Raw genomic sequence first — 10,933 nt, 5'->3', positions numbered from 1 at the left:
CGTGGACACTGGACCCTAAAACCAGCGCGTCTGCCAATTCCGCCATAGCCGCATAACAAAGATTAGTGTAACAACTTTGGCGGGGTTTGTCAATGGTCCATTATTGTGGGATTACGCCGGATTCATCTGTTTCCACCGGGTCGGCATACACCGCATAGCGACGGTCGGTGTGCGTTAAAATGCCAAAGGGATAACAGGTATACAAAATGCAGCTTGGTTCCTCAGCCCCCCAGCGCACTTTATCGGTATCGGTTTCATAGATAACCTGTGTTTCGGTGATCTCGTACACAAAGTCGCCCCAGTCCGTCTGGAGGTGAATCTTCGCACCGACCTCTGCTGAGCCTAGATCTGCAAAATAGCTGCCGGTATGTGCCCCGATAAAAACCGTGCCGTTTTCCCCGGGAAGCACACAACCATCCGTTACATGGCAGCCTGCCCCCACATCAAACTGTGCGTTGCTATCGCCCCAGTACAAATCACAATTGATCTCGGTTCCCTCTACCCAGAGAGTTCCCAGCTTGTCACCGTACTGTACGGTATCATGGATTGCCGCAGCGTCCTCGATCTGTTGCTGTCGCAGAGCTGCAGCCTCTTCAGCAAGGCGCTGCGCTTCTTCCCGTTGAGCAGCTTCACTGGCAGCACGGGCCGCTTCCGCTTGCTGCGCAGCCTGCGCTGCGGCCGCTTGGGCAGCCGCAGCAGCTTTTTGTTGTGCCGTTCGGTTGGCATGCCATACCACCGCTCCCGCCACACAGAAGCTGACCAGCATCGCAGCGCCACAACCGATTAGACAAACACGCACTTTGGGTGAGCGGAATTTCTGCTTCTCCATACGATTATTCAGTCAAAGAGGCCCGGTAAGCCGCGGGACCACTTTCATACAAGTCCCCGCCGTGAGGATCCAGCAACACCGTCAGCGGAAAATCCTTCACTACCAGACGGCGAACCGCCTCGCATCCCAAATCCGGCCATGCAATCACTTCGCAGCTTTGCACGCTGCGGGCCATGAGCGCTCCGGCACCACCGATAGCCGCCAGATACACTGCGCCATTTTTAACCACCGATTCTTTCACAGCGGTGCTGCGTTTGCCTTTTCCGATCATGCAGGCAAGGCCCAGATCCAACAGACGCGGCGTATAGGCGTCCATCCGTCCGGAAGTGGTAGGACCAGCCGCCCCAATGGCACAGCCCGGACGTTCCGGTGTGGGGCCGACATAATAGATCGCTGCTCCTTCGATAGGAAAGGGCAGCTCTTTCCCCGCATCCAGCAGTTCCATCATGCGGGCATGTGCCGCATCACGAGCGGTATATACCACCCCGGACAGCAGCACCGTATCCCCCGCATGCAGCGGTGCCAAATCAGATTTTTGGAGCGGGGTCTGCAAAACATACTGCATCAGCGGCCTCCCTGTTCCCGCGCGCGACGGCGCAGTTCCTTATACTCTTCATGATGTCGGTTGACAAATTCCAGCTCTTTGGCGGTAATTCCCATACCGTCCCGGTCTGCTTCCAGCGGAATGTCGATCCGGCTGCGGCGAGCGCGGGGCGCTTCCCCCACGCCTTCCAAAGAGATGTCAATTTTGCTGTTGGCCATGCTTACACCTCCCGGCTAGCACGGCGAGTCACATGGCAACTCATGTTAACGGCCACCGGCAGGCAGGCCACGTGAGTGGGGCGCTGCTCGATGGAAACGCCCAGACAGGTGGTGGCGCCACCAAAACCTTGCGGGCCAAACCCGGTGTCATTGATGGCTTGCAGCAGTTCCTGTTCCAGCGCCGCATAATACGGGTCGGGGTTGGGCTGGTCCAACGGCCGCAAAAGCGCCTTTTTGGCCAGCGCCGCACAGTGGTCAAAACTACCGCCAATACCGATTCCCAGCACAATGGGCGGGCAGGGATTCGCGCCTGCCTGCCGCACCGTGTCCAGCACAAAATCTTTGATACCCTGCACCCCATCAGCCGGTTTGAGCATCGCCAAACGGCTCATATTCTCACTGCCGGCACCTTTGGGGGCTACCGTGATCTTACAGCCGGTACCCGGTACCAGATGTACTGTGAGAAATGCGGGCGTGTTATCTCCTGTATTGACTCTCTGCAAAGGGTCTGCAGTAATGGATTTGCGCAGGTAGGCTTTTTCATACCCGCGGCGTACCCCTTCATCCACAGCAGCTTGCAGATCGCCTTCGATATGCACGTCCTGCCCTACTTCCAAAAAGACACAGGCCATGCCGGTATCCTGACAAATCGGCAATTCTTGCTGGGCCGCCACGCAAAGATTTTGCTGCAAAAGCCCCAGCGTCTGTTTTGCCAAGGGCCACGGTTCCGTGGCTTCTGCACGATCCAGCGCCGCTTTTACATCCACCGGCAGGCTGGTGTTGGCCTCGATGCACAGAGCCTCCACCGCATCCCGAATGGTGTCGGCGTTTACTTCCCGAATGTTTTTCATACCCGCGCCACGCCGCTTTCTCGTGCTGCCTGCGCCACCGCCGCCGCGACCGCTTCCGGCACCCGCGGATCAAAGGCTTTGGGCAGGATGTTTTCCTCGTTGAGTTCTTCGTCAGGGATCAAACCGGCAATGGCTTTGGCTGCCGCCATCTTCATGGCCGGGTTAATATCCCGGGCACGTACCGACAGGGCCCCTTTGAAAATGCCGGGGAAAGCTAACACATTGTTTACCTGATTGGGGAAATCCGAACGGCCGGTACCGATGACACGAATGCCCGCCGCTTTGGCAGCATCCGGCATAATTTCCGGCGTGGGATTGGCCATGGCAAAGACGATGGCATCCGGGGCCATCGTGGCCGCCAGTTCCGGCGTCAACGCTCCGGCGATGGAAGTACCGATAAAGATATCCGCACCACGGATGGCCTCTGCCAGACCACCGCTCAACTTTTCAGGGTTGGTTTCCTCTGCCAGCTTGGCCTTATGTCCTGCCAGCCCCTGCGGACGTCCCGGCACCAAAATACCGTGTTCATCCACTGCGATGATGTGTTTTGCACCCGCCACCTGCAGCATATGGATGATGGCTGTGCCGGCAGCGCCGGGGCCATTCTGTACGATGCGTACATCTTCGATTCGTTTGCCCACAACTTTCAGCGCGTTGAGCACGCCGGCCAGCACGATGATGGCTGTACCATGCTGATCGTCGTGGAAAACCGGGATGTCCAGATCCCGCTCCAGCTCTGCCTCGATTTCGAAGCATTCAGGGCTGCGGATATCCTCCAAATTGATGCCGCCAAAAGTGGGAGCAATGGCTTTCACCGCTGCAATGACTTCCTCTTTGGTCTTGGCATTCAGGCAAATCGGGAACGCATCCACACCGCCAAATTCCTTGAAGAGCACACACTTGCCTTCCATGACCGGCATACCGGCTTCGGGACCGATATTGCCCAGCCCCAGCACAGCCGTACCGTTGGTGACTACCGCCACCGTGCGGCCTTTGAGGGTGTAGGTGTAGACAGCATCCGGGTCTGCCACAATTTTGCGGCAGGGTTCCGCCACGCCCGGCGTATAAGCAGTGGAAAGGGCATCCTTATCTTTGCAGGGGACCAGACTTTGTACCGTCAGTTTACCGGGCCCCTTGGCATGCAGTTCGAGAGCAGCTTGATTGTAGTCCATACGTTTTCCTCTTTCTTTTTAGTTTTGTGTGTGCGTGCAAGGCGCATAATCGGGTTCCAATTTGATAACACAGAAATGGTCGGGCCACTTCTGCTGCACTGCATTGCGCAGTGCTGTAACCAGTTTGGCGCCGCGGCGCTGTTTATCAGTCAGATATTCTGCGGGCACCGCGCAGTCAAAAATCACATTGGTGTGGGACGGGCCCGGTACGATGCGCAAGTCATGCAGGTTTGCTTTCGGTTCCAAGGCGGCAACTTTCGTTTGTAAAAACGCTCGGATTTCATCTACATGCGCGTTCCCGGTGACAATCGGGTCGTAGTGGATCGTGGCGATCATCCCATCCTGTACCAGCAGGTCCTTCTCGATGGTGTCGATCACATCATGGCTTTGCATCACGTCCCCCTTCGCGTCCATCTCGATGTGGAAGCTGACCAACCGGTTGCCGGGGCCATAATCGTGAATCATCAAATCGTGGACTCCCAACACACCGGGGTAACTCAACGCCTTCTGCTCGATGTGTTCCACCAGCTCCGGGTCCGGTGCCGCGCCAAGAATCGGATCGATAGTGTCCCGCACCAACTGAACACCACTGTAAAGGATGAAGGCTGCCACCCCCAACCCCATGATACCGTCCAACCGGTCAAACCCCGTCACAAAGGTCAGCACCGATGCCACCAAAACCGTGGTCGTGGTAATCACGTCGTTGCGCGCATCTGCTGCCGTCGCCATCAAGGTTTCGGATTGAATGGTGCGGCCGATTTTTTTATTCAGTACACTCATCCACAGTTTGACGAGGATAGAAGCGATCAGCACCACCACCGTCAGCCAGCCAAATTGCACTTCGGTGGGATGCAGGACTTTGCCGAAACTTTCTTTCAGAAGTTCCACGCCGATGACCAGAATCATCACAGAAACCGCCAAGCCCGCCAGATACTCGTACCGAGCATGGCCGTAGGGATGTTCGGAGTCCGCCGGGCGAGAGCCCAGCTTAAACCCCACCAAGCTCACAATGTTAGAGCTTGCATCGGACAGGTTATTCATACCATCCGCCGTAATCGATACGCTGCCTGCCAGCGTACCCACAGCGGTCTTCCCCACAAAAAGCAACAGGTTGCAAACAACGCTGACAACACAGGCCAAATTTCCGTAGGCGGTACGCACCGCACGGTCCGCCGTATTTTTATAATTTTTGATAAATGTGTGAATCAGCAGATCTACCAACCCGTTCGCCCCCTTTCACAAAACGGCGGACTCCAAAAGTCCGCCGTTGCATAAATTCTTTACTGTATTTTCTTAGTCCCGCACAATGCAGGCGTCACGCTCGGGGCCGACCGAGATATACTTAATCTTGCAGCCAACCAGCTCTTCCAGACGCTTGACGTAGTTCTGTGCTTCCACAGGCAGATCCTCGAACTTGCGCACAGCGGTAATGTCGCAGTGCCAGCCGGGCATCTTCTCCACCACGGGCTGGGCGTCATCCAGCGTCTTGCCCATGGGGAAACGGGTGGTCAACGTGCCATCCGACAGACGGTACTGGGTAACGATGGGCACTTCCTCCATGTAGTCCAGCACGTCCAGCAAGGTCAACGCCAGCTCATCGCAGCCCTGACACTGGACACCATACCGGCTGGCCACCGCATCGAAGGGACCCACACGGCGAGGACGTCCGGTAGCCGCGCCGTACTCATGGCCATGCTCCCGCAAAACATCCTTTTCTTCCTCGGTCATCGCCAATTCGGTGGTGAAGGGACCTTCGCCCACACAGGAAGAATAGGCTTTCATGATACCGATGGAGAGGTTCAGCTTATGGCCCGGGATGCCCGCACCAATGGGCGCGTACGCACCGATGGTGTTGGAAGAAGAGGTGTAGGGGTAGATACCGAAGTCGATATCACGCAGCGCACCGAGCTGGGCTTCAAACATGATTTTCTTGCCGGCTTCGTCCGCTTCGGCCAGATACTGACCCACATCACAGATATACGGGGCGAAGATCTTGGCATAGCGCTCACACCAAGCCCACATTTCGTCCAGACTCACGGGCTTCTGGCCGTAGATCTTCTCCATGGTCAGATTCTTGGATTCCACGATGGTGGCAAGGCGTTTCTTAACACCCTCGTCCATGTGGCACAAATCCCCCATGCGCAGCGTCTTTTTCATATACTTGTCGCCGTAGGTGTAGGCAATGCCGCGCTTGGTGGAACCAAACTGGGCACCGGTCTTGGAGAGGCGCTCCTCTTCCAGACCATCCTGCGCAACATGGAACGGCATGGTGATGGTGGCACGGTCGGAAATTTTCAGGTTGGCCGGGGTGATGGCAATGCCCTTCTCGGTCAAAGAAGCGATTTCCTTTTCGAGGTGTTCGGGATCAATGACCATACCGCCGCCCATGACACAGACGACCTCGGGACGCAGAATGCCGGAAGGAATCAAGTTCAGGATGAACTTTCCCCGCTCATTCTTGACGGTGTGGCCGGCGTTGTCGCCGCCTTGATAACGTGCGACGATGTCGTAGTCCTGACTGAGCAGGTCCACCATACGGCCCTTGCCCTCGTCGCCCCAGTTGATACCGGTGATTGCAGTAAGCATAGTTTCTACCTCTTTTGCAGTTTCATTCGGCATTTCAGCCTTTTCCGGAATCCCCGGGATCCGCTGCCATTGGGTATTATACCATACCCCAGAAGGAATTTCCATACCCGTTTTACGCGGGATTTATATTTTCTCACTTTTCCTGCATGGTTTTCCTCTTGATTTTACCGCGGCAAGCCCTTACAATAGAAAATAATTCTTGAATCATTTGGTGCAGGCCCAACGCCCTGCCAAAAAAGGAGCGGAAAAGTATGAGTCAGAATTACTCCATCAATACCCTGTGCGTACAGGGTGGTTATCATCCCGGCAACGGTGAACCGCGTCAGGTTCCCATTGTCCAGAGCACCACTTTTAAGTACGACAGCTCTGACGAGATGGGCAAATTGTTTGATCTGGAAGCCAGCGGCTACTTCTATTCCCGGCTGCAGAATCCCACCTGCGATACCGTTGCCGCCAAAATCACCGAGCTGGAAGGCGGCACCGCCGGTATGCTGACCAGCTCCGGACAGGCAGCGAACTTCTTTGCCCTGTTCAATTTGTGCAATGCGGGAGACCACATCGTCTCTTCCAGCTCCATCTACGGCGGCACCTTCAACCTGATCGCCGTCACTATGGCCAAGATGGGCATCACCGCCACCTTCGTTTCCCCCGACTGCACCGAAGAGGAATTGGATGCGGCGTTCACCCCCAACACCAAGGTTGTCTTTGGCGAAACTATCGCCAACCCCGCCCTGACCGTTCTGGATATTGAAAAGTTTGCCGCCGCAGCTCACCGCCACGGCGTGCCCCTAATTGTGGACAACACCTTTGCCACCCCTGTAAACTGCCGTCCGCTGGCATGGGGCGCCGACATCGTGACCCATTCCACCACCAAGTACATGGACGGCCACGGCGGCTGCGTGGGCGGCGCCATCGTGGACGGCGGCAAGTTCGACTGGATGGCCCATGCCGACAAGTTCCCCGGGCTCACGACCCCCGACGAGAGCTACCATGGCATCACTTACGCCGAGCGGTTCGGCAAGGAAGGCGCCTTCATCACCAAGGCCACGGCCCAGCTGATGCGTGACCTCGGCTGTGTTCAAAGCCCCATAAGCGCCTATATGCTCAATCTGGGTCTGGAAAGCCTGCATGTGCGGATGGCTCGCCATTGCGAAAACGGACAGGCAGTGGCCGAGTTCTTGGCCTCTCATCCCAAAATCGCTTATGTCAACTATTGCGGCCTGCCGGGTGACAAATACCATGCGCTGGCCCAGAAGTATCTGCCCAACGGTTCTTGCGGTGTGGTCAGCTTCGGCGTGAAGGGCGGTCGTGAAGCGGCCGCCAACTTCATGGCTCATCTGAAAGTGGCCGCCATCGAGACCCATGTAGCCGATGCCCGTACCTGCTGCCTGCATCCTGCCAGCAGCACCCACCGCCAGATGAACGACGAGCAGTTGATCGCTGCCGGTGTACAGCCCGATCTGGTCCGCATGAGCTGCGGTCTGGAGGACAAGCGCGATCTGATTGCCGATATTGAGCAGGCGTTGGCGCAGATCTGAGCGTCCGCCCAAAAAGGAAGTCTGAACAGGGAGTCCATCTATGCCGCTGATCATTCCCAAAGAGTTACCCGCCTATGACGCACTTTCCCATGAAAACGTCTTTGTCATGCACCGGGAACGTGCGCAGAGTCAAAATATTCGGCCGCTGCGCATCCTGATTCTCAACCTGATGCCCACCAAGATCGTCACCGAAACCCAGCTAGCACGGCTTTTGGCCAACAGCCCGCTGCAGGTACAGATCACCTTACTGAAAACCGCTACCCATGACCCCTCCCATACGTCGCCGGAACACATGAAAGCGTTCTATAAGACTTTTGCGGAGATTAAACATGAACGGTTTGACGGCATGATCATTACCGGTGCCCCCCTCGAGGATCTTGACTATCCCGAGGTGGATTATTGGGACGAACTGTGCGAGATCATGGACTATACCAAGGAAAACGTCTACTCCACCATCCATCTGTGTTGGGGTGCGCTGGCCGGTTTGTACTACCACTTCGGTATTCCGAAAGTCCATCTGCCGCAAAAGATGTTCGGCGTGTTCGAGCATCGGGTGACCCGCCCTTCCAATCCGCTGGTACGCGGCTTTGACGAGGTTTTCTATGCGCCGCACAGCCGGTGGGCCGGATTGGACCGGGCAGCCATTGACGCCTGCCACGATCTGCGCATTCTGGCAGAGAGCGACGTAGCTGGACCGATGCTGCTCTCGACCGATTCAGGCCGCCAGATCTTTGTCATCGGGCATCCCGAATACGACAAATATACGCTGGATGCCGAATGCAAACGGGACGTGGCAGCCGGCAAGCCCATCAACATTCCCTGCAACTACTACCCCCATGATGACCCCAGCCGCGACCCGCTGTTCCGCTGGCGCGCCCACGGGTATCTTTTATACACCAACTGGCTCAACTACTATGTCTACCAAGACACCCCCTATGATTTGAGCCAGCTGGAAGCCTTGAAGAAATAAGGAGTTTCGGCATGGCCAAAATCAGCGCCTGCATTGTGGCGTACTGCGATTATGAGGAAGTCTGCGCTGCCGTGCGCAGCATTCTGCACCATACCCCCACCCCCGCTTTCACCTTGTATGTGGTGGATAACGGCAGCCCCGACGGCTGCGGGCAAAAGCTGGCCGCTACCGATTTTGGCGATGCTCGGGTAACGGTGTTGCCGCTGCCCGAAAACCTTGGGTTCGGCAAAGGACACAACGCCGTACTGGACAAGCTGGACAGCGACGTACATTTCATCCTGAATCCCGATATTCTGTTGACTGAGGATATTCTGGAGCCCATGGCCGACTGGCTGTTGGCAACGCCCGGTGCCGCCATGGTGACCCCCCACCTTCATTACCCTGCCGGACGCTTGCAGCATCTGCCCCGCCGAAAACCCACCCCATGGCTGCTGTTGGCCCGCCAGTTGGCCCCCAAGCTGGGCGGTATTTTCCGCAAAGCAGACGACCACTACACTATGCAGGATGAAGATTTGAGTCAGCCGCGGCCCATTGAGTTTTGTACCGGCAGCTTTATGGCGGTACGCACCAATGTGCTGAAAAAGATCGGCGGCTTTGACCCCGCCTACTTTATGTATGTAGAGGATGCCGACCTGACCCAAAAGGTTTTGCAGGAAGGGTCCGTCTGGCTGGCCCCTCAATTTTCCGCTGTACACGCTTGGCATCGTGCCCCCATGCGGGATGCAGGCAAGTTCAAAATGCAGCTTGTCAGCATGGGGCGTTACTTCCAAAAATGGGGCTGCGGAAAAGGCCGCGTTTGAGGTCTTGACAAACTTTGTCTGAATATGATACAGTAACCTTATCAAGCTGCTGACCGACGGATTTGTGGACATAACCACAGGGAAGGCAGCCGTAGAAAAAGCCGACCGTCTGGGCTGCATGCGCTGTGTTGGAGCAGTGTATGCAGCCCTTTGTTGTTATCAAACAGGAGGAATTGCGTATGTTGAGCGATATCGAAATTGCACAGGCTGCCGAAATGAAGCCCATCACCGAGATTGCCGCCAAGTTGGGCTTGCAGGGCCAGAGCGTCATCCCCTACGGTCACTACAAAGCTAAGATTGATCACAAGCTGGCCAAGGGCGACGGTCCCGAGGGCAAGCTGATCCTTGTCACAGCCATCAGCCCCACCCCGGCCGGTGAGGGCAAGACCACCACCAGCGTGGGATTGGCCGACGCGATGAACGCCTTGGGCAAAAAGACCATGCTCTGCCTGCGTGAGCCTTCTCTGGGCCCTGTCTTCGGCATCAAAGGCGGCGCAGCCGGCGGCGGGTATGCACAGGTGGTTCCCATGGAGGATATCAACCTGCACTTCACCGGTGACATCCACGCCATCGGCACCGCCAACAACCTGCTGGCTGCCATGATCGACAACTCCATCCAGCAAGGCAACCCGCTGAACATCGATCCCCGCCGCATCACTTGGAAGCGCTGCATGGACATGAACGACCGCCAGCTGCGTTTTATCGTGGACGGCTTGGGCGGCAAGGTCAACGGCACCCCGCGGGAGGATGGTTTTGACATCACGGTAGCCAGTGAAGTCATGGCCATCTTCTGTCTGGCACAGGATCTGGAAGATCTGAAAACGCGGCTGTCCCGCATCGTCTGTGCCTATACCTATGACGGCAAACCGGTGACCGCCGGACAGATCGGCGCTGCTGGCGCTATGGCTGCGTTGCTGAAAGATGCACTGGATCCCAATCTGGTCCAGACGCTGGAACACAACCCCGCCATCATCCACGGCGGCCCCTTTGCCAACATCGCCCACGGCTGCAACAGCGTCATTGCCACCAAGCTGAGCCTGAAACTGGCCGACTACGTAGTGACTGAGGCTGGTTTCGGCGCCGATCTGGGTGCGGAAAAATTCCTCGACATCAAGTGCCGGTACGCTGGGCTCCACCCCGTGGCAGTGGTTTTGGTAGCCACCGTCCGCGCGCTAAAATCCCACGGCGGCGTAGCCAAAACGGAGCTGAGCAAGCCCAACGTTGAGGCTGTTAAAGCTGGTTCTGTGAATTTGGCACGGCATATCGAAAATATGCGCAATTTTGGTCTGCCGGTTTGTGTGGCCATCAACGCCTTCCCCACCGATACCAAAGAAGAGATGGACGCCATCTATGCGGTCTGCGAACAGGCCGGTGTGCCCTGCGCCCTCTCGGAAGTCTTTGCCAAAGGCGGCGAAGGCGGCAAGG

12 protein-coding genes and 1 riboswitch are annotated in these 10,933 nt (G+C 56.7%); of the genes, 4 read left to right on the top strand and 8 right to left on the bottom strand.

Features of this window, described 5'->3' with window-relative positions:
* Positions 1-100: 100 nt before the first annotated feature.
* The 7 genes from Q0526_RS09715 to Q0526_RS09685 form a co-directional block, all read right to left on the bottom strand.
* Positions 101-829 (bottom strand): class D sortase, encoded by a 729-nt coding sequence (locus Q0526_RS09715; RefSeq protein WP_298732978.1) that lies wholly within the window; start codon positions 827-829, stop codon positions 101-103.
* Positions 830-833: 4 nt separating this feature from the next.
* Positions 834-1,394: a Fe-S-containing hydro-lyase gene (locus Q0526_RS09710; protein WP_298732976.1), complete on the bottom strand. Its 561-nt coding sequence runs from the start codon at positions 1,392-1,394 to the stop codon at positions 834-836.
* A complete protein-coding gene (locus Q0526_RS09705) occupies positions 1,394-1,591 on the bottom strand; it encodes a hypothetical protein (RefSeq protein ID WP_298732975.1) in 198 nt (65 codons plus the stop codon). The genes Q0526_RS09710 and Q0526_RS09705 overlap by 1 nt, the downstream gene beginning before the upstream one ends.
* Before the next feature lie 2 nt (positions 1,592-1,593).
* A complete protein-coding gene (locus tag Q0526_RS09700; RefSeq protein ID WP_298732982.1) occupies positions 1,594-2,433 on the bottom strand; it encodes a fumarate hydratase in 840 nt (279 codons plus the stop codon).
* A gap of 5 nt (positions 2,434-2,438) precedes the next feature.
* Positions 2,439-3,614 carry an NADP-dependent malic enzyme gene (locus Q0526_RS09695; RefSeq protein ID WP_298732973.1) on the bottom strand — a complete coding sequence of 392 codons (1,176 nt, stop codon included), beginning with the start codon at positions 3,612-3,614 and terminating at the stop codon, positions 2,439-2,441.
* Positions 3,615-3,632: 18 nt separating this feature from the next.
* Positions 3,633-4,835: a cation diffusion facilitator family transporter gene (locus tag Q0526_RS09690; protein ID WP_298732971.1), complete on the bottom strand. Its 1,203-nt coding sequence runs from the start codon at positions 4,833-4,835 to the stop codon at positions 3,633-3,635.
* A gap of 72 nt (positions 4,836-4,907) precedes the next feature.
* Positions 4,908-6,200, bottom strand: coding sequence for an adenylosuccinate synthase (locus Q0526_RS09685; protein ID WP_298732969.1), 1,293 nt, complete (start codon positions 6,198-6,200; stop codon positions 4,908-4,910).
* A gap of 251 nt (positions 6,201-6,451) precedes the next feature.
* On the opposite strand from Q0526_RS09685, the gene Q0526_RS09680 reads away from it, so the two are divergent.
* Genes Q0526_RS09680 through Q0526_RS09670 form a run of 3 tightly spaced genes read left to right on the top strand, consistent with a single transcriptional unit; the run spans position 6,452 to position 9,508 of the window.
* Positions 6,452-7,738 carry an O-acetylhomoserine aminocarboxypropyltransferase/cysteine synthase family protein gene (locus tag Q0526_RS09680; protein WP_298732967.1) on the top strand — a complete coding sequence of 429 codons (1,287 nt, stop codon included), beginning with the start codon at positions 6,452-6,454 and terminating at the stop codon, positions 7,736-7,738.
* A 40-nt stretch (positions 7,739-7,778) separates the two neighbouring features.
* The gene (metA, locus tag Q0526_RS09675; protein ID WP_298732965.1) at positions 7,779-8,708 is read left to right on the top strand and encodes a homoserine O-succinyltransferase; all 930 of its coding nucleotides are present in this window, start codon (positions 7,779-7,781) and stop codon (positions 8,706-8,708) included.
* 11 nt (positions 8,709-8,719) lie between these two features.
* The gene (locus Q0526_RS09670) at positions 8,720-9,508 is read left to right on the top strand and encodes a glycosyltransferase family 2 protein (protein WP_298732963.1); all 789 of its coding nucleotides are present in this window, start codon (positions 8,720-8,722) and stop codon (positions 9,506-9,508) included.
* 39 nt (positions 9,509-9,547) lie between these two features.
* A riboswitch (ZMP/ZTP riboswitch) is annotated at positions 9,548-9,630 on the top strand.
* 37 nt (positions 9,631-9,667) lie between these two features.
* Here the strand turns inward: Q0526_RS09670 and Q0526_RS18820 are convergent.
* The gene (locus tag Q0526_RS18820) at positions 9,668-9,712 is read right to left on the bottom strand and encodes a hypothetical protein (protein ID WP_366522078.1); all 45 of its coding nucleotides are present in this window, start codon (positions 9,710-9,712) and stop codon (positions 9,668-9,670) included.
* 11 nt (positions 9,713-9,723) lie between these two features.
* On the opposite strand from Q0526_RS18820, the gene Q0526_RS09665 reads away from it, so the two are divergent.
* A partial coding sequence (locus Q0526_RS09665; protein WP_366522077.1) for a formate--tetrahydrofolate ligase occupies positions 9,724-10,933 on the top strand: 1,210 nt, incomplete at its 3' end.

The sequence above is a fragment of the uncultured Subdoligranulum sp. genome, assembly GCF_937890665.1.
Note: the sequence above shows the minus strand (reverse complement) of the source record. Positions and strands in the feature narration are given on the sequence as shown.